Below are 17,379 nucleotides of genomic sequence, written 5' to 3'. Positions count from 1 at the left end.
GTAAGCGTAGCGAACAAATCGGACAGGGGCATGAGAGCCAAGCGAGGATCGAAAAATGATCCTCTATTGGCCGCCGCCCTGCTTGCGCAAAAAACTGCGCAAGCAGGGCGGCGGCCGCTCAATTCTCCTCACGTGTCAAGACCTTGCGTTGATCAATCGCGGCCTTCTTTGCGCTGCTTAACTTGGGTGGATTGATACGTCCCCGGGGGGACGTCTTCAAAATCGCAGCGCGCCCGATTATTCTGAATTCTGATTGACATGATATTCCTTGCTGAATGCAGATAGTCTTTCGGGAACCCGATCGGCGATTCAAAAAGAGTGCAGGCAACCATTCCATTGCTGTTTCTAATGTTAAGAATCGTAACGTGAATGCCGGGATGTGTTGATTGAGAAAAGGTGACATCCGAATAGCTAAAAATTACCGTTATGACCAGCAACGCCGTAAAGGCGACAGTGAGGAATTTACCCGGAGCATGGGCTGCCGATGGATACGCCCCAGTCCAATCAGTTTGAGCGTTCATGATCTTCTCTTGGTTGCCTCGTTCGTGTAGCGGGTTCCCCCAATTCAATCCAAGCTCATCTCCAGGCGTTCGAAATTTTTCAGATGACTGGGTTATAAGAAATCGCATCATCTTCTTGTGAACGGATACTGAGCTAACTCTAGTTTCAGCGCCAGCTTGGCGTCAACGAACAAAGCATAGGGCGCGGATCTATGGCCTGCTGTCCAAGCAGGATCAGCCAGTTCGTCGCGAGCCCCACCATCCGTTCGCTGAGGACTATTTCATAGCCGCCACAGGCATCGAATCCCGGACGCTTTGCAGCTATCATTGCGCCAGATCAAGGTCATCCCCTGGAATCTGCTAAAACTCTATGTCCAGCGCAGATGTGGCAAGAAGTCGCCGTGCTCGTCAATGCCGACACCGCCCAGCTCGTATAGCAGCGTCTTGATCGTTTCCTTCTCGGAGGATTTGCATCCGACGATCATGATGATTTCGTCCTGCGACAAGAGTGCAGCTGCCCGCGCCAGCCGCTGTCGCGGCAACATTGAGCCGAACAACGCACCAAGGAGCCAGCCACAGACGCCGAAGGCCACGAAGCCAAGGCCATAGGTGGTAAGGCCGCTCAGCGGGGCGGAATGGTCGCCGTAATACGCTGCCAGCGCTAGGCCAAGTATTGCAAAGATGGCATAGCCGGCGATCGAGCCTTCATGCCGGAAGGTGGTGTGCGTGGCGTCCGCGCCCGGAAAGCTTTCGACCGGCCGCAGGCTCCGGCCCACGAACCAGGGGCCGGTCACATGGGCGGGCGCGCGCACGAGGGGCAGCAGTTTTGCCCAGCCGTTCCGCGCGGAATCGGCATTCTTGAAGCGAAGACAGAGCAGGGTACGCATGATGGTGTCTCGAGTGCCCGGGCGTTCAGGTGCCCCGGAGGGTGGATCCGCGCCGTCGTCAGCGTGTAGCGTCTCCGGAAGGATGCCCCCCCCCCCGGCCCCCACTCAGCGCAGGTGTCCGCCAAACAGTCCGAGCAGGCCGATGACAATGAGGTAAATGGCGACGATATAGTTAAGCAGCCGCGGAATGACAAGAATCAGGATGCCGGCAAGCAACGAGATTAGAGGGCCGGCGCTGGTGATGAAGTTCATGATGGTCCTGTGTGATTGGCGTTGATCTGGCGGCGGCGCTCCTGTCGGCGGCTGTCGGTGGTTACATGGCAGCCAGCTTGGTGACCTTGGTGCCTTCGAGGCTGATGCCTGCCATCAGTCCGTTGTTGGTGAGCACGAAGGCCTCGACCGGTGCGCTGGCGGTGTTGGTGTCGATGTTGCCGTTGGCGCCGACTTTAAGCACGGCTACCGTGGCATCGCCGCCAACGGCCCAGCCTTCGCTGTTGCGGAAGCGGTCGAGCGCATCGCGGGTCATGAACAGGAAGATGATGGCTTTGGACTGCGCACCGAATTGAAACCCGATGGAGCCGGTGGTGGTGCTGTAGTAGCCCACGGTTGAACCCCGCACGCGCAGGGAGCCTTTGCCATATTCGCCGCCAAGCCAGAAACCTGCCGCGATGACTGAAGGGAAGACTAGAACTCCCTGGGCCTTGCCGACCAGCTCATGCGAGCCATGGGCGGAGGAGTAGAGGCGGCCGAGCGTTGAATCCACCTCGGCGTCGATGGTGCGCCGGTCATCGGCCCGGCTGCCGGCGTTGTCGGAGGGGCCGGTGGTTGTGCAGGCGGGGAGAGTGGCGCCAGCGGCCACAATGGATCCGGCTGAGATCAATATGAATCGTCGACGTTGCATGATTCTCTCCAATGCTCGAGGTATGAATTCAGCCTACGGCAAGCCGGGTATGGTTGTTCCATAGGTCCCGAGCTTTCGGCTGCAAAGGTCTGGTCGCCTGCCTATGTCGAAACAATGTTCTCCCTATGGACGCAAGAAGTCGGTCCGCTGGCGTACGCGGGCGCAAAGGTGGCGGAGAGAAGTAAATCTCAGCTGAACACGAGCGATCTCAGGTCGTCCTCGATATGGACGGTCCATTGCGCAGTCTGGTTTCCGTCGTACTGGCAGATTTCCCTGCCGAAGCATACTGAGACGCTGCGTCCGCCCGCCGGCACGGCGCTTTCAACTGCTGTCACGGTAAATCCGTCGGGTGCTACTCCGTTACGCAGACAGGTCTCGCGGAAAGCTTCCTGCTCCAGGGGAGGAACTGATTCAGCATCGTGTCCAGCATGGGTGTCTCCTGACGCCGGCATGTAACGAGGGAAGGCCGAAGCGGACAACGGCGGCCAGTCGGCTGGCCACCGTTGCCATCCCGCCGGCGATGCATTGGCTCGGGTGCTCGCCCTCTCCATCTTCTGTTACTCCGCCTTCTTGATATCCGCCTTGACGTCGCCGTACGCCGCCTGTGTCTTTCCAATATCCTTCTTCAGGGCTCCCGCAACTTGCGTTTGCTGGTTTCCAGTCATCTTGCCGAAGGCTTCCTTGGCTTTCCCGGCGGCCTCTATGACGCGGCCCTTCACTTGGTCCTTGTTCATGATGTATCCCTCTTCATTGGTGTTGCGAGCCGGATGCTGATGCAACCCGGCCGCGGGATGATAGGTGGCAACCGAGTTGTCACCGAGCGCGTGCCCCGTTACGCGCGTTCCTCAGATTGGATCTCGGCGATTCAGGAAGTCTGCCATGAGCTTGCCTTGCAATGGCGGCAGGCGTCCGGGACGTTCCCGACGCTCGCCTCAGCTCTGCCTAGCAACAACACGACAGGGACCACAACCAAAAAGCACCCCGAGTGTGCCTGAAGGCTCGAGAGAGCCCCCCGTTGCTGCAGCGCCGCATTGTCACTCGGAATGCCGCTTGGTCGGCGACGCGCCGCGCGAGTTCTTCATCCAAAAGCGGCGAGCAATCCGTACTGGTGCGAAACTGGTGTCATTGGATGACGCTACTTGCTCGCACGTTCCGGGCGCGCAGAAGCTACTGACCGGAAGGGCTGTGGCATGGCCCGCTGGTTGCAACAGTTACTGTTTGTGACGAATTGAGGTCAACTGCGCGGCCGGCTATGCCGTTCTAGGAATATGCGGGTCACGGTGAACCGTGCAGCAGTGATTGTTCTTTCCAGGAGTTATCGCCATGAAAATGTTATTTGTTGCACTTGCCTCTGCTGCATTCATGACTACCGCTTTTGCGCAAATGGCCTCGCCAGCTCTGCGACAAATCCGCAAACCGAAGCCATGAAGAACCAGGCGAAGGCCAACAAGGAAAAGAGCGTTGCACGGGCGAAAGCCGACAAGAAAAAGACTGAAGCGCAGAATGATGCGGCCAAGGCTCAAGCGAGCGCCAACAAGGAAAAGGTAGAGGCACAGGGTGACGCCAACAGGGCTGCCGCTGACGCTCAGGTAGACAAGGCGAAGGCGATGTCTACCAATGGCACCAACGATAAGTCGACCAAGGCGCAAGTCCAAGCCAACAAGGACAAGCAAGTCGCGCAGGCTAAGGCTAACAAAAAGAATGTAGAGGCCAAGAACGAAGCTGCTAAGGCGCAGGCCACGGCGGACAAGACGAAGGTGGAAGCACAATCTGAGGCGGACAAGGCTGCTGCGGGTGCCAACGTCGATAAGGCTAAGAAGCAGTAATCCCGGGCTCGCCGTGGGTCATGGAGGATGACTCACGGAAAGTAAGGGGCTTCGCAATGGAACTCGGCACGAGTGAGTTCGATCGGGAGACCCGTTGCCGCAAATGGCAGCGATAACGCGAGTGAGCGACTGTGGATGTCCTCCAGTTGTGCCACCTAGTCTTGTGCGTATATCTTGAGGCACATGAGCATAGTAATCTCCGGCTAGCAAGAGAAGGATTCTAATGTGGCTTCGGTCGGCCGCTGCTTAGCCTACGCGCGGAAAGTCATGCGCCACACTCAGTCACTCATCGCACGGCAACGCTGCGACGTGCTTCGCGACGGCACCGTCTATCGCGGCGTCCTTGTAGCGAATGCTAGACGAGACACATAGAGGCACCTCCAATTCAGAAGTCAAGGAATCCTCCCGCGTTCGTTTAGTTTAGGTTTACGCCCGGTTGAAGTTGCCATGGCGGGTTTCTGTTGCTGGTGTTCTGGCCGTGACAAGCCCGGGCACTATTTCTTGACCCACTGCCCGTCAGGGGTTTTCACATAAGCCCCCGGCGCCGCCTTATCTATGGCTTTCTGCCCAGCCAGGACGGCTACTTGATCTATAGTGGCGCCATTCTTCTTGGCAATGGCCTCGTAGGCGGCGCGACGTTTGGCATTGATATCGGCGGCAAGCTGTACGGCGTCCGGGGTTGGGTTGACCACGCCTAGAAAGCCATTGGGCTGTTCGCCGACCAGCCCTTGTGACTTGGCGCTGTCCAGGTCAAGCGCCAAGGCCAGCGTACTGCAGGCCAGCAAGAACACCGCCATCAGTCGTGTTGTGGTCTTCATCAGCCGCTCCTAAAACAATTTGCTGTCTTCGGTAAGTTTATCAACATCCTTTTCCACCTTGAGGCGAATCTCATGATCGATCTTCACATTGAGATTGATGGTGATCGGATCTTTGGGTGCCTCAAGTGCGATCCGCGGCGTACAGGCTGCCACTGGCAGTAAAGCCCAAAGCCAAAAGATTTTCATGATGAGTCCTTCCATGATGTCAGCGAGAGCCTTCCGCCGGTTTGCGCTCCAATACCCGCCGGGATATTTCATCACCAATACGCAAACTGCGTAATAGTTCCAGCACATTTTCCTGGTGCGTGTAGTTTAGTACTACCGGCTGATTATCTTGCATTGGGTTCTGGCCCTTGATGGTCACGGCAGCATTCAACCAGCCATCCGGTTTCATATCTACGTTCGCCTGAAAATCATGGATTGCCAAGTTACTTAGCGTATCCAGCGCCAACTGGGCCGCGCGGCTGGATTGGCCCATGGCCCTGACGCCCGCGGATGGCGAAACCTTGAGCGATAAGGGGCCTTCATTGCGCATGATCCCCCCTTGCAAGGCCAGGGAATCCTTCATCAATTTCAGTGGCAAATCCCCGCCCACGCGGCCCACGAGTTGAACGGTCGGGTTCGGGTCGTTCTGCAGGGCGGCTACCTCGGCCAGGTCGATGCGGCTGACCGTCACGGTCTGAAACTGCGGGGAGGGCCATTGCAGGGCAGGGGCGCGCAGGTTGCCGCCCAGCACATCGGCGTACACGTCCGTCAGGCTCCAGGTGGCCAGGTCGGATTGCATCGTCATGCGCACATTGCGTACCAGGGTGCCCACATCTAACTCGGCCAGCATGACCGGCCCAATGCTTGCGAGAGTCAGCCCGTCTTGGCGCCAATCGATATGTACGGTCCCATCGCCGCCTGCCGCCAGAATGCCGCCCCAGTCCAACGCCAGCCCGGACGCGGTCATATCGCCTTGCAGCTGCCAGTGATCCTGCCACTGCCAGCTGCCTTGGCCTTTGAGTTGCCCTTTCTGGAAGGTGACGCCAAGGCTGCGGCTCATGGGAGTAGAGAGGGGTGTCGTTATCCGCACCGTGCCTTGCGCGCCTGTTTTCTTTCCATAGCTAGTCAGCAATGCGGTCAGAGCCAACTCGGATTGCCAGGCGGGCACCTGCAGCTTGGCGTTGCCCTGCCGGCCTTCGACAGCCAACTGTCCGTCGATGGCCGGCAATGTGCCGCGCGTTGTCACCGCTCCACCTGCCTTGATTTGCAATTCACCGAAAATCCCCTGCGGGCTAAGGCGTAATGGGGTCGTAGTGACAATCGCTATCGGCTTGATCAACGTGGTTCCAATCAGCCCCTCGGTTATCATGGCGCGGCTGCCAGTGCCTAGAAACCACTGGTTGTCTTTGCCATACCAAGGTGCAGTCAGCGTCAGGGCTCCGCCCTTCGCATATAACGGAGGCCGAGAGCTGCACTCGACCGCGCCGTTCCAGTTTCCCAGTGTATAGCTGGCGCTGAGCGTTCCCGTGATGGGTTGGTTGCCATAGTGGCCATTTAACTTCGCCTGCGTAGCCCAGTGCGGCGCGTGAAAGTCGGCTACTGGAAAGTGCAGCGCCACCAGCAGGCTTGGTCCCTTGACGGTTAGGCTGGCCGGTTCGCCGGTGAGGCCTGCGGCATCGATACGCCCCTGCCAAAACCCAGTCAGGTCATGCCCGGCCGCTTTGCCCGCCAGATCAAGCCGCCCCTGCCAGCCCCACTGGGCTTGTTGCCAGGACAACAAGCTGTCGACGGTTTTTACGCTGAGATCTCGATACCGAAGTTCGGCAGAGACGGTACTCTTGCCGACCAGTGCCAGCGGCAGCACCAGCGGGCGAGGCCAGCTCAGGCGCAGTTCCTCTGGGAGCCGTATTGCGGCAGGCAACAACGCCAGTTCCTGCCGATTCCAGCGTAGTGGCACCGTGCCGGCCAACTTAGGTCCGTCCAGCGTCAACATGCCCTGACCGCGCGCCACGCCGGCGCCCTCGGTATTCACCTTTAGCTGCACGGTGCCTTGCGGGCCTGTCGCCCGCAGATCCAGGCGCAAGGCATTCACCCCGCCCAGGTCCCCACTGGCCTGTAGCGCTTGCCGGGCGTCCAGGCTCCAGCCGCCCCCGAACGCAACCGGTGCCCCCAGCACGGCGTTCAACTGCCATTGTTTGGCAGCGAGGCTGGCCTCAAGCGTCGTATCGGTCCGCTGCGACTGCCCCCTATAACCCAGTTGTCGCCCGTGCGCCTGCAAGGTGCCGTCCAGTCGATGTGGCTGCCACAATCCCTTGCCCGTGAAGGTCAGCCCGCCCAGGAACTCGGGGGCAATGTCGGCCGCCTGAATTTGCCCTTGCGCGGTCCAACGCCCGGAAGGGCGGTCGTAGACAGCGATCGCTGTGCTGCGCTGATACCTTGCCTGCGCTTGCCAGCGCTGCTCGCGCTGGCGGATGACCACCGCGAGGGGTGGCAACCCAGGAATGGAGAGGGCGTCGATTGAGAGATCGAAGGGAGGCGTCCAGGGGGGCGGCGTCAGCTCTTCCGCGCCTGTTTTGCATTTGGGCAGGTTCATGCTGGTCATGGTGATCGTCACCGGGCGCCAGCCGGTAACCCGCAATCGTTCGCCAAGGGCGCTGACGCAGCGGTTTTGTAGTCTTTGCCACTGCGCCAGTTCCAGTCCGCCCTGCCAGTTGAGGCCCTGGACACGCATACCGTACGCATAAGCTACGACCACTATCGCGAGTAGTACCCCTAGTGGCAGCAGTGCAAGCAGGATCAGCCAACGATAGTAGCGACGCACAGATGCAGGACGAGAGCTCATGCTCATTTACCGCTCATCAGATTTATGGTTCGCAAGGGGGGCTAGCCTCCAGTCGGGAGTATGCCGCATCCCGCTTGTCATCCGATTTCGGCCCGGTACTTGAGGATATACGTGTGCCAGGAGTTTGCTGTGCGATGTTGAATCGCCTTAGGCATCCTAGGATGCCTCGGAAAGCAGACGCTCGCATAACTGTACATGTCGCCGTCTTTCCCGCACTTCGCGACCGTCCGCAACGGCCAGCCGTTGCGGACAATTCGTATCGTCCAAAGGCAGGCGCTCACTGATGAGACCCGGCTGAAATTCGGTGCGTGTCCGCTGCCATGCCGGCCCGCACTCACGAGCGACTTGTAGGACGAATCCGGCATGAAATCAGTGCGCGCCAGATGGCATTTGCCTGTGGGGCAAACGATACTGAAGAGAGCCTTTGGTCGGACAAACTGATGCTGCCCTTCGTTCTGGTTACCTCGCGGCAATCGCGGTGATCGGCATTGCGATTTACCTGATGAACTAGTGGCTACGCTCCGATCCAGCAGCGGGTAGGTGAGCATCGCACCCACGGCCGGCGTTGCCGGTCCACCTACTACAGCGGGGAACACATTCGCCCTCCGTTCGCTGCCGGTGATCGTTGCGGGCTCGCCAAAGCGGAGCCGAGCCCGCAACGAGGTAATCTGTCCAGCCATTCGTTAAGAAGCGAAGCGGTTCTGGCGAAGCGCGCAGCCGCAGGCAATCTAGGAGATCCTATGGCTTTCAAATACACCTTCATTGATGTATCCAACGCCACGCCGACCGGCGCCCCTGTTCTCGTGGCTGACCTGACCGCAGATGCGCCCATCCCTCACCTCGCTGTAGGTGTGGTCATTCGCCTGCCGGACGCCGCTGGCAAGCCTTGGCTGGTAAAGGAGCTTAGCCTGAGTCCGACGATCCAGACCAACGTGGTCGGCGCGGACCTAGTGGTCTTGGTCTACGTGACCGGCAAGTAACCCGAACGGTCTTGGGCTTTTGGGCCTCCACAAAGGGAGTTGCGTGGCTGTCACGCGGCTCCGAGCGTGCGCCGCTGAGCGCTCAAGCTACCGCCGGTGCTGCACAAGATATTCCGCCGGCGCAGGTGCTCGGTGGGCAAGAGCAGGGAGCAGGTGGCTTTTGGAGCATGTATGAGAGGCGTCTCGAGCTTTGACGCCGCATTGCACAATTTTTGGTAACACATAAACGTGCTTTCTGCGGAAGCTTTTTCGCTGCAGTGGTATTAGGTGGAGGGCCACGCGCAGAGGTTGTTTTATGCAGATCGGGCCGACGCCGGCGACATCGACTTCGACCAAAGAAATATCTCGTTCCTATCGGTAAAGGGTGGGAGCTAATATCTACGCCGGGAGCGTAAACGCGCTATTAAGCCCTGGCGCACCGGGCAAACTGGAGCGCCTGAAACCACCAGAACCAGAATCCCCTCGTGAACAGCTACTGCTGTCGCGTCGAGCCTTTCCGTTTCGAGTTGCGATCGCGGAGCGCTCATTCTCAAGATCGGCGGTGCGCCGTGCGCCGATTGATAAGGACTATAGCCTACGTGTCCCGGCCAGCCTGGCTCGTGATGGTGCAGCATCCGCTATCGACGCGTACTCGAACGCTGCGCGGCGACGGCAGGTCATGTTAAGAAGGGCATTGAAAAGCTCTACAATCTGCTATTCTGGAAAATCAGTGTCAGGTGCATCGTGCTGCGGGGCTCGGTTTGCGTCTGAATGACGGGTAGATGCCGCTAATTGAGTCAACCTGTCCGCAATCCATTTCTCACATGAGGAGACGATCATGCTCATTTCACGTTTTCTGTATGGCTGTCTTCTCATTGCCTTGATGGGACTAGGCGGTTGCGCTATGCCGGACAGGTCGACACCGGCCACGCCTTCCGATATGTCGAAGCCGGCCAAGCCTTCTTTGTATGAACGGCTCGGAGGCAAGCCGGCGATTACAGCGGTGGTCGACGATTTCGTTGGGAATGTTGCAGCGGATGCGCGCATCAATGCGAAGTTCGCCAATGCCAATATTCCGCGTCTGAAGATGCGGCTGGTTGACCAGATCTGCGCCGGTACGGGTGGACAGTGCATTTACACTGGTCGTGACATGAGGACAACGCATGCCGGCATGGGCATAACCAACTCCGAGTTCGATGCGCTGGTGGAAGACCTGGTGAAGTCGCTCAATAAGTTCAAGGTGCCGCAGCAGGAACAGAACGAGCTGCTTGGCATTCTGGGGCCGATGAGGAAAGATATCGTCACGCGATGACCGTGCATACCCTGGATGAATTTTTCGATACCGCATCCTGTCGAGTCCGTAACGATTCCTCTGTTCTCCGGAGGCCAATATGGCTGGCGACGCTCCCCAGGTGCTTCAACTGGAGTGCAATGGGCAGGCAGCGGGAAAGACGCGTGATATCTGCCTTGCATTCATGCGATGGGGAGAGGAGCGAATATGAGCATCGGAACCTCCGCTGATCATTTTGATTTTGGTGCTGCTCGGTGCATTGCCAACATGGCCCCATAGTCGCAGTTGGGGTTACTACCCTAGTGGACTGCTGGGAGTGGTAGTGGTGGTGGTGCTGATTTTGTTATTGATGGGCCGGCTTTAAACCGCCACGACCTCAATGAGAACGGTGCTTCCCGCTAGGCGACGCATCGTTCTGAATCCCTTGGGAGAGGCACCACGCCGGCTACGGTGGTGAAAGTTGTCCGCGTCGTAAATGGTGGTTGGAAGTACGTCAAGCGCGTTACGCACGTCAAATAATTGACGAACAAGACAGGTGCCACGCAAGGTCGACCGGCGCCCCGGTACCAAACTGGGTTCACTTGGTCCGCTCTTTCCCCATGTGCTTTGTTTTTGCCTTTTCTCCCGACGGTTTCTGCCCCATTCATGGATGACTTCCGGCGCTGACCGCGCCTCGCGAAAGCCCCTTTTGGAAGCAAGCGCATGTTGTCGGACTGAGTTCCGGCGAACAGGTGTGCCGGATTTATGCAGGTGGGGTTGTCGCAGCGATGGAGTACCTTCATGCCGGGCGGCAGCACACCTACGCCGAGCATAAATGCCAAGCGATGCGCGTAGACCATCCGGCCGGCAACGAGGAGCTAGCCGTAGCCGTCGTCGTTGGTGGTCCGCTGCCACTCCCAACATTGACCGTCAGTGGCATGGTCCAGCCCGTTGGCCAAGCGCTTTGCCGGGTGCTCGAGTGCGTCCGGAGCTACGCCCTGCGGTGCGTAAAGCTTGCTACGCTGGGCCCTGCCGGCCAGCAGGGCTCGCATCATGGCGCCGCTGACGAGGATGGGGCGTTCTTGGGTCATGTTAGGATTCCTCGGGATATGAGGAGCTTTCATGGAAAATGCTGATAACTACATAAAGACCTTTGAGTTCGATTACAACGGCCATTGGATTGAGGTGACCGTCCGTCATCCGGACGGATCGCCTGATCTCTTCATCGCTGACATCAGGATCAGTGGGCAAAGTCCACAGGCCCCGGCGCGACATTGGGCCAGCTTTGATGGGGGAGACAAACCGGCGTTTGCTGACCCGGAAACCGCGTCGGAAGATGCTTCGAACGCTGCTAAAGCCTACGTTGACAGGTCCGTCGGCAAGGCCGAATAGTTGGGCGCCGCGCGGCCAGAAGGGAGAACCAGCCAGCAAAGTCGAAGTCATGCCGCGCTCTCCGGATAGCCGTCGTGCTGCACGCCGTCGAGCAGGCGGCCGGCGGCTGTCTTTCCGACGCGGTCCCATCGTCGCAATGGGGTAGGGCCGGGTCGCGCTGTAGTGGACGAAGGTGTAGCCGCGCTCGGCCGCCTCGATCTCTGGCATCGTGCGGTTGCCGAGATGCGCCGAACGCTCAACGGCCTGACGCCCGGCGCAATGCAGGTACTCCACCGCCTTGGGGATGTTGCCGCTGTGACTGTAGTGATGGGCCAGTTCGCTGCAGTGGTCTTTCAACTGCTGATGGAAGAGGGCCTCGATGGCCCGCCCCGTGCGTTCATGCAATGCGCCGCGCTGTTCCGAGAGCATGGAGTTGCCCGCGACCTCCTGAGTCAGCGCGTGCCTGAACGCATACTCTACCTCCGGAAAGGCGGGTTGCCCGTAGGCATCGGCTCCAGGGGGAATTGCTTCTCCATCGCCCGGGCGGGTCCGCCGACCCCGAAGCGGCCGAAGCGTGTTTTCATCGGGCCATCGCGATCGCCCGGCAGCAAGGCGGGAAGTCGCTTGAGCTGCGCACGGCGCTGAGCCTCGCCCGGCTATGGGAAAACCAGGACAAGGCGGAAGCCGCGCTGCAGACGCTGGGCTGGCTTCACGCGTCCTTCACCGAGGGGTTCGACACCGCCGACTGGCAGCAGGCCAAGGCGCTGTTGGATGCCGCGCGACCCTCCGGCCAGCAAGATTGAGGAGCACACTGGCTTAGGTCGTCAAAAGAGGGATGCCCCCTTGTCGAAGTTGCCGGCCAGCAGACCGCCGAATCCTGTCGGTCGATCGGTCACGCCGAGCGTGCGCAAGCAGTGCCAGAGCAGCGCCTGGTTGCTGGTGATGACGGGCTTGCCCCCACGCTCGATGTCTTCGATGATGCGGCTCACCTGTATGCCGCCCGGTTCCACCCGCTCAGGACGCGTGCCCGAAATTGTCTCTGACAAACCGCAGGTCCACCTGCTGATCGGTCATGTGGGACCCCGCGGTATGGCGCAGCCAGTGCGCCGAAGCGCTAGCCAGCACCGCGGCCCGGCTTGCCCATTCGGGCCCGCGCGCGCAACCGCTGGGCGGCTAGCGCAAAAAGCACCAGGCGCAGCGCGCCGAGCGACAAGGGGTTTTTCCTTGCCAATGATCGGCAGCGCAATCGGGCGATCCTCACCTGGCGCCGGCTTCGCCGTCGAGGGTCGGGGTGGTCAGGTGCTTCATGTTACGATCTCCCGTCCCAACCGGAGGTCGTCATGACAATCGAGAGCTACCAGGGCTATACCGTCCGCGGCTTTGCGAAGCAGCTTGGCGATGGATCCTTCGAGGCATCCGGTGCAGTTGAAATGGGTGGTCGCCTCGTGGAAGGCTCGGACCCATTGGGGTACTACCCCTCGTTTGATCGTGCTGCGGCAGCTGGGATCGCTTGGGCGAAAACGTGGGTTGATGATCACGGCTGAACCCTCCGAAACTCCAACACCCATACCCACGGATTGGTCTGCCATGCGCCCGCGCCGTTGATCGCATCCCAGAGGTGCTGATATCGCTTCACGTGCGTGTCGCACTCGCTGCAGTCAGTGTCGGGCATCGCCCCGCCTTTGCCGCCGAACGCGGTGTAGAGGCCGGTCCCGCCGCAGCGAGGGCAAACGCTCCAATCCGGATCGTCCCGCTCGGCATCCAGGGGTTCGACGCCTTCGGCCACTGCGTCCGACTCGGTGCATTCGTTCAGCCGCTCGACGCGCACACCAGTCACCTCCAGCAGGATCCGCGACAGCGAGTGCGGCATGTGGATGCTGGGCCTCCAGGTGATGCCCTTGGCCGGGGGCAGGTTCTCGTACTTGCCAAGCACATTGTCCGGATAGTCGGCGCGGTAGAACGTCGAGCCCGGTTCAAGCGTGGTCGGCTGCGCCCAGGTCTCGCGCACCATGGCGCCGCTAAAGAGGGTGGGACGTTCTTTGGTCATGCTAGGACCAATTCCTTTCTTGGGAGACGGCCATGGCGAAGTGCAATGCTTGCAGTTCTATCGTCATGGATAGGCGAGGGGAACGAAGGCACGATGCCCTTGTGGAAACCGGAAGTGAGAAATTCAGTCCCATCGGGAAGGCGGCCGTCACCAAGACGTCGTTCATTTGCTCGACCTGCGGGACGAAATGGACGTACGAGAACGATAAGAACAACAGCTTCGCCGGCTGGCATGAGGCTTAGAACTGATTTCATGCCGCGCTCTCTAGCACCAGGTACGGCGGGCTGGTGACGATGCACTGCACGCGCACGCCGGCGGCGATCAGGTCGCGCATCACGGTGCGGCAGTCGCCTTGGTAGCTGGGTCGAGCGTCATGCTAGGATCCTTATCAGCCTCCGGGAATAGCCATGAATCGCATTACCGAATACCGTGGATTCGAAATCCATGTTTACTTGGTGACCACTTCGGAAGACATGTTCGATGTCTGGTTCCAGATCGAAGACCCGATAAAGCCTCCAGGCGTTGCCGCAATCGGCAAGCGAATCAAAATCCACGGCGGTCCGTTCTCGCGCCGCTGGGCACATCTCGTCGCCGAAGTAGCAGGCAGGGCCGCGGTGGACGTAATTCTGGGCGTCTAGGAATAGGTACATACCGCGATCCACATCCGGCTTTCTACTCACCCGGTCCCCATCATTCGCTAGAATTCTGCGAAACCAACTAGGGAGACGGCCTTGGGCGAACGCACGGCATGGGTATCCGAGGAATATCGTGGGATGTACATCCATGTCATGACCTTCTGGATTGTTGGCATCCCAGGCGCCAGGCCGCCGCCTGGCCAGAAATGGGGGTATGTAGTCGAAATCCGATACACAGCCGAGCCCGATGACGACGCCATCTACGGCCCTGCGTCGGACCATAGCGATTACTTCACTGAGGCAGCTGCCGAGCAGGCCGCATTGCACTATGGCGAGCGAGCGATCGACGTGCTTCTTGCGCTTGGTTGATCTCACCCCGCTATCCCCATCCGTCTCGCTTCCTTCGCGTGCTGCGATCCTTCGGAACGACAGGGGGCAAGCCATGGCGAACTTCGAAACCGATGCCGAAATTCTCGAGTGGATTGCTAAACACAGCGAGGACGAATTCCGGCAGCACGTAGAGCACCACACGTTCGGCGACAGGCGCTTAGAGAACGCTCGTGCCTATCTCGATAGGATCGACAGCCAGCGAGCGGAGATACGCGAGGAACGAGCGCTTCTGGCTACGGAGCAGGCAGCGGGGGCGGCGCAGAACCAAGCCGAAACTGCGCGACAAGCGCTTCGCATTTCGAAATGGGCTCTCGGTATAGCTATCGTTTCCGCATTTGTGGCCGTGGCCGGTTTGGTCGGGAAATAGGCCACTACAACACCTCCGCAGGCTGCTCCACCGATACTACGGCCACCGGCCGCACCCACACCGGAGTGGCCGACAGCATGAACGTCTCGCCGGATTCGGCCAGCAGCAGGGTGGTGCCCATTACCTCGGCGATCGCGCACGCGGCGTCCGGCGGCACGGCGTTGCTCATTCGTTCACGCCAGGCCTGATCGCTCAGGCGGTCCAACTCCAGGTATTCCTCCGGCTCAACGAGGGACTGCAGGCAGGCTAGTTCAAACGTGGTGAAAGGGCGGTGCCAGGTGCCGTCGAGCGCGCGGATGATCGCGATCAGCTTGTCGTTCGTTGTGGGCAGGCGCGGGTCGGCGACCGACCAGCGGCCGTTGTCATGGCCCGCAGCTGCCGATACTGCGCCGCTCGGTTGGTCCCAACCAATAACACCATAGTGGCAGCCGGTCAGATAGTTGCCTCCGCGCGCGCGCCGCATGCCCTGGGCGCGGGTCGGCCACAGCATAGGCGCCTTGACCGGTGTCGCTGCGCGCGATGACGGTACCGGCCGGCTCGTCGAAGCCGGGAAGGCGGTACTTGCCCGCGCCCTCGAAGCCGGTCGATGCGCGCGGGTCCTGCACGCACTGGCCTGTGCCGTGGGCGCTGGTGACCGCGCCGGCGGCCTGGTCCCACGGCACGATGTGGAACTCGTTGTTATGCTTGGCCGGCCCCGGGTGGCGCGGGTCGGCCACGCTGAAGGTGCCCTGGCCGGGCGACTTGACGCCGATGATGGCGCCGGACGTCTCGCCCCAACGCAGCACGCCATACTGTTGGTACTGGGCAGCGTTGGCCGGGCCGCGCGGTCGCGATCGAGAACGTGCCATTGCTGGGCAGCGACTCGCCCGCGACCGTGCCGGCATGCTCGTTCCAGTCCAGCACGCCCAGCGTGCCGTTGCGCCGCTCCGGCATGATCAGGTAGTCCCGCAGGTGCCCGTTCTCCACTGCCAGCTTGTTCAGGCTGCGCCAGTCACTGCCGGCCTCGACGAACGCCAGGCGCACCCAAGTCTTCCACTGCAACGACGGCACACGGTGCATCGGGCCGCCGGCGGGATCGCCCTGCCGCGGCATGCGGCCCAGCACGGTGCCGACGCCCTGCAGACGGTGAATCTTGGGCTCGCACAGGAAGGCCGGGACCTGCTCCATGTGCCGAGCCACCATGAGGAAGCGCTTGCGGCTCTGCGCCAGCTTGCCGATCTGGCCGCAATCGTGCGTGGTCTCGTTCACGGCATAGCCGTAGTGGCGCAGGATCTGGTTGATCTGGTCCAGCAGGTGCGGCCCGCGCGTGGCCAGACGCGGCACGTTCTCGAAGACGATCAGCTTGACGGGCTTGTCCTTCCAGGCCTTGCATATCAGCCACACGCAGCGCAGGGTCAGCTCGTTGAGCGCCTGGTACTTCGGCGTGCGGCTCAGAGCCTCGGACAGCAGCCCGGACGCGCCCTTGCATGGCGACGAGATGAACACGCAATCGGGCGTCTCGTTGCCGGCGGCGCGCCGGATGTCGACGGCCGTGGCCTCGCACCAGCCCGCCGGCGGCTCTTTGCCCCAGAAGGCCTAGTACATCTCGCGGGTGAACAGTTCCATGACCGTGCACGTCACGCCCACGAGCTGCTCGAAGTCGCGAGCGGCGGCCGGGGCGACGTCGATGCCGCCGATGCAGCGCCAGGTCGCGATCGTGTTGCCCACCTGGGACGCGGCCTTCTTGAAGCCCTTGGCGCCGCCGCCCAGGCCAAAGCAGAAGCCGAACGTCTTGTATTCGCGGCGGATCATAGCGTCACCCCTTGAGAAGCGCCCATCACACGGCCACAGAGCCCAGCGTCCGGTGTCCTAGACTCCAAGCAGTGGCTCCGGCGGTCGGAGCGTTCGACGAGGAGGGTGCCGTGAAACGGACTCGGAATGTGCTTCTGGTCTTGGTCATAGCTGCCTTGGGCGGCTGCGTATGGGTGCCCGATGGCGGCCGGGAAGGCGGTCGGTACGGGGAGGGCGGCTACAGGGGCGACGAGCGTCGCGAGCACCATCGGGATCGTGAAGAGCGTCGCGAGCGAGGAGATGAGGAAGGGCGCGGGGGCTACTACCCGCGCGGCTACTGAGTGATGCATCGTCCAGTCAGCGGCTAGGCGCGCGTTGGCATGCTGGTGCTTGGTCACGCGGCGGGTGGTCATGCGCGCTCATTGCCGGCCAGGGGCGATGCCACGCCGGCGCACGGCGCCGAGTCGAAATTCAGGGCTGCCCGGTTGGCGCGCATGGCGACGCACGTCGACGATGAATCAGATATCTGCGAACGATCGGGCGCTTCGCCGGTACGAGAGGTCGTATTGACTCCGCCGCTGATCGATCCTGGCCGAATCCTGCTTGCCGTGCCACGATCAACCGAGGTCAAAAGCGGGGTCACCGATACTGATTTCTACGAAATCGATATGAACTGCTCGTGCAGGAATCGAATTAACTTTTCCTTTCCGTGTTTGTAATTATTAGCCCGACAGTGAAATGGGTCGGAAGGACGTGGCACATATTAAATTAAAATTGTTTCATCCAATTTCTTGTATTTTTAATATGTTAT

At 60.5% G+C, this 17,379-nt stretch carries 23 protein-coding genes and 3 pseudogenes; 10 read left to right on the top strand and 16 right to left on the bottom strand.

What is annotated here, in order from left to right; genetic code table 11:
• Positions 1 to 152 precede the first annotated feature (152 nt).
• The 6 genes from ACGLHR_RS31550 to ACGLHR_RS31525 all read right to left on the bottom strand — a co-directional run bounded on the left by ACGLHR_RS31550 (position 153) and on the right by ACGLHR_RS31525 (position 3,022).
• Positions 153 to 521, bottom strand: a complete 369-nt coding sequence (locus tag ACGLHR_RS31550) for a DUF2141 domain-containing protein (protein WP_400098624.1) — start codon at positions 519 to 521, stop codon at positions 153 to 155.
• 347 nt (positions 522 to 868) lie between these two features.
• A complete protein-coding gene (locus tag ACGLHR_RS31545; RefSeq protein WP_400098622.1) occupies positions 869 to 1,387 on the bottom strand; it encodes a hypothetical protein in 519 nt (172 codons plus the stop codon).
• A 105-nt stretch (positions 1,388 to 1,492) separates the two neighbouring features.
• The gene (locus tag ACGLHR_RS31540) at positions 1,493 to 1,639 is read right to left on the bottom strand and encodes a DUF3096 domain-containing protein (protein ID WP_400098621.1); all 147 of its coding nucleotides are present in this window, start codon (positions 1,637 to 1,639) and stop codon (positions 1,493 to 1,495) included.
• Between the two features lie 61 nt (positions 1,640 to 1,700).
• On the bottom strand, positions 1,701 to 2,288 hold the full coding sequence (locus tag ACGLHR_RS31535) for a YSC84-related protein (protein ID WP_400098619.1): 588 nt from the start codon (positions 2,286 to 2,288) through the stop codon (positions 1,701 to 1,703).
• Positions 2,289 to 2,476: 188 nt separating this feature from the next.
• Entirely contained in the window at positions 2,477 to 2,623 is a 147-nt protein-coding gene (locus tag ACGLHR_RS31530; protein ID WP_400098617.1) for a hypothetical protein, read from the bottom strand.
• 222 nt (positions 2,624 to 2,845) lie between these two features.
• A complete protein-coding gene (locus ACGLHR_RS31525; protein ID WP_400098615.1) occupies positions 2,846 to 3,022 on the bottom strand; it encodes a CsbD family protein in 177 nt (58 codons plus the stop codon).
• A gap of 690 nt (positions 3,023 to 3,712) precedes the next feature.
• Between ACGLHR_RS31525 and ACGLHR_RS31520 the strand changes: the two genes are divergently transcribed.
• A complete protein-coding gene (locus tag ACGLHR_RS31520) occupies positions 3,713 to 4,114 on the top strand; it encodes a hypothetical protein (RefSeq protein ID WP_400098613.1) in 402 nt (133 codons plus the stop codon).
• A gap of 494 nt (positions 4,115 to 4,608) precedes the next feature.
• Here the strand turns inward: ACGLHR_RS31520 and ACGLHR_RS31515 are convergent, their stop codons facing one another.
• Genes ACGLHR_RS31515 through ACGLHR_RS31505 form a run of 3 tightly spaced genes read right to left on the bottom strand, consistent with a single transcriptional unit; the run spans position 4,609 to position 7,765 of the window.
• Positions 4,609 to 4,932 (bottom strand): YdbL family protein, encoded by a 324-nt coding sequence (locus ACGLHR_RS31515; RefSeq protein WP_400098612.1) that lies wholly within the window; start codon positions 4,930 to 4,932, stop codon positions 4,609 to 4,611.
• Positions 4,933 to 4,941: 9 nt separating this feature from the next.
• Complete coding sequence (locus ACGLHR_RS31510) at positions 4,942 to 5,133, bottom strand: YnbE family lipoprotein (RefSeq protein WP_400098610.1); 192 nt, start codon at positions 5,131 to 5,133, stop codon at positions 4,942 to 4,944.
• Positions 5,134 to 5,137: 4 nt separating this feature from the next.
• On the bottom strand, positions 5,138 to 7,765 hold the full coding sequence (locus ACGLHR_RS31505; RefSeq protein ID WP_400098608.1) for a YdbH domain-containing protein: 2,628 nt from the start codon (positions 7,763 to 7,765) through the stop codon (positions 5,138 to 5,140).
• Positions 7,766 to 8,499: 734 nt separating this feature from the next.
• Between ACGLHR_RS31505 and ACGLHR_RS31500 the strand changes: the two genes are divergently transcribed.
• The 3 genes from ACGLHR_RS31500 to ACGLHR_RS31490 all read left to right on the top strand — a co-directional run bounded on the left by ACGLHR_RS31500 (position 8,500) and on the right by ACGLHR_RS31490 (position 10,373).
• Positions 8,500 to 8,739, top strand: a complete 240-nt coding sequence (locus ACGLHR_RS31500; protein ID WP_400098606.1) for a hypothetical protein — start codon at positions 8,500 to 8,502, stop codon at positions 8,737 to 8,739.
• Between the two features lie 817 nt (positions 8,740 to 9,556).
• Positions 9,557 to 10,030, top strand: coding sequence for a group 1 truncated hemoglobin (locus ACGLHR_RS31495; protein WP_400098604.1), 474 nt, complete (start codon positions 9,557 to 9,559; stop codon positions 10,028 to 10,030).
• 205 nt (positions 10,031 to 10,235) lie between these two features.
• Positions 10,236 to 10,373 (top strand): DUF3309 family protein, encoded by a 138-nt coding sequence (locus tag ACGLHR_RS31490; protein ID WP_400098626.1) that lies wholly within the window; start codon positions 10,236 to 10,238, stop codon positions 10,371 to 10,373.
• 34 nt (positions 10,374 to 10,407) lie between these two features.
• Here the strand turns inward: ACGLHR_RS31490 and ACGLHR_RS31485 are convergent, their stop codons facing one another.
• From ACGLHR_RS31485 to ACGLHR_RS31475, 3 genes and pseudogenes are all read right to left on the bottom strand, one after another.
• The gene (locus ACGLHR_RS31485) at positions 10,408 to 10,848 is read right to left on the bottom strand and encodes an HNH endonuclease signature motif containing protein (RefSeq protein WP_400098602.1); all 441 of its coding nucleotides are present in this window, start codon (positions 10,846 to 10,848) and stop codon (positions 10,408 to 10,410) included.
• 18 nt (positions 10,849 to 10,866) lie between these two features.
• Complete coding sequence (locus ACGLHR_RS31480; RefSeq protein WP_400098600.1) at positions 10,867 to 11,079, bottom strand: hypothetical protein; 213 nt, start codon at positions 11,077 to 11,079, stop codon at positions 10,867 to 10,869.
• Positions 11,080 to 11,602: 523 nt separating this feature from the next.
• Positions 11,603 to 11,863: pseudogene (locus ACGLHR_RS31475) on the bottom strand (hypothetical protein); the annotation flags it as partial.
• 20 nt (positions 11,864 to 11,883) lie between these two features.
• On the opposite strand from ACGLHR_RS31475, the gene ACGLHR_RS31470 reads away from it, so the two are divergent.
• Positions 11,884 to 12,162, top strand: a complete 279-nt coding sequence (locus ACGLHR_RS31470) for a hypothetical protein (protein WP_400098599.1) — start codon at positions 11,884 to 11,886, stop codon at positions 12,160 to 12,162.
• A 21-nt stretch (positions 12,163 to 12,183) separates the two neighbouring features.
• Here the strand turns inward: ACGLHR_RS31470 and ACGLHR_RS31465 are convergent, their stop codons facing one another.
• Entirely contained in the window at positions 12,184 to 12,348 is a 165-nt protein-coding gene (locus ACGLHR_RS31465; RefSeq protein ID WP_400098597.1) for a hypothetical protein, read from the bottom strand.
• 28 nt (positions 12,349 to 12,376) lie between these two features.
• Positions 12,377 to 12,630: pseudogene (locus ACGLHR_RS31460) on the bottom strand (tyrosine-type recombinase/integrase); the annotation flags it as partial.
• 69 nt (positions 12,631 to 12,699) lie between these two features.
• Between ACGLHR_RS31460 and ACGLHR_RS31455 the strand changes: the two are divergent.
• A complete protein-coding gene (locus ACGLHR_RS31455; protein WP_400098595.1) occupies positions 12,700 to 12,903 on the top strand; it encodes a hypothetical protein in 204 nt (67 codons plus the stop codon).
• On the opposite strand, the gene ACGLHR_RS31450 is transcribed toward ACGLHR_RS31455, so the two are convergent.
• Complete coding sequence (locus ACGLHR_RS31450; protein ID WP_400098594.1) at positions 12,894 to 13,406, bottom strand: hypothetical protein; 513 nt, start codon at positions 13,404 to 13,406, stop codon at positions 12,894 to 12,896. The genes ACGLHR_RS31455 and ACGLHR_RS31450 overlap by 10 nt on opposite strands.
• A gap of 407 nt (positions 13,407 to 13,813) precedes the next feature.
• Between ACGLHR_RS31450 and ACGLHR_RS31445 the strand changes: the two genes are divergently transcribed.
• The 3 genes from ACGLHR_RS31445 to ACGLHR_RS31435 all read left to right on the top strand — a co-directional run bounded on the left by ACGLHR_RS31445 (position 13,814) and on the right by ACGLHR_RS31435 (position 14,798).
• On the top strand, positions 13,814 to 14,044 hold the full coding sequence (locus tag ACGLHR_RS31445) for a hypothetical protein (protein WP_400098592.1): 231 nt from the start codon (positions 13,814 to 13,816) through the stop codon (positions 14,042 to 14,044).
• A 93-nt stretch (positions 14,045 to 14,137) separates the two neighbouring features.
• Positions 14,138 to 14,410 carry a hypothetical protein gene (locus tag ACGLHR_RS31440; protein ID WP_400098590.1) on the top strand — a complete coding sequence of 91 codons (273 nt, stop codon included), beginning with the start codon at positions 14,138 to 14,140 and terminating at the stop codon, positions 14,408 to 14,410.
• A gap of 73 nt (positions 14,411 to 14,483) precedes the next feature.
• Entirely contained in the window at positions 14,484 to 14,798 is a 315-nt protein-coding gene (locus ACGLHR_RS31435) for a hypothetical protein (protein WP_400098588.1), read from the top strand.
• A gap of 4 nt (positions 14,799 to 14,802) precedes the next feature.
• Here the strand turns inward: ACGLHR_RS31435 and ACGLHR_RS31430 are convergent.
• Positions 14,803 to 16,589 (bottom strand): annotated as a pseudogene (locus tag ACGLHR_RS31430) (DNA cytosine methyltransferase).
• A gap of 359 nt (positions 16,590 to 16,948) precedes the next feature.
• Between ACGLHR_RS31430 and ACGLHR_RS31425 the strand changes: the two are divergent.
• Positions 16,949 to 17,287 (top strand): hypothetical protein, encoded by a 339-nt coding sequence (locus ACGLHR_RS31425; RefSeq protein WP_400098586.1) that lies wholly within the window; start codon positions 16,949 to 16,951, stop codon positions 17,285 to 17,287.
• Positions 17,288 to 17,379 lie beyond the last annotated feature (92 nt).

Source organism: Cupriavidus sp. CuC1, assembly GCF_044627735.1.
Classification (GTDB): Bacteria; Pseudomonadota; Gammaproteobacteria; order Burkholderiales; family Burkholderiaceae; genus Cupriavidus; species Cupriavidus ulmosensis.
This window is presented reverse-complemented; position numbering and strand designations above follow the sequence as displayed.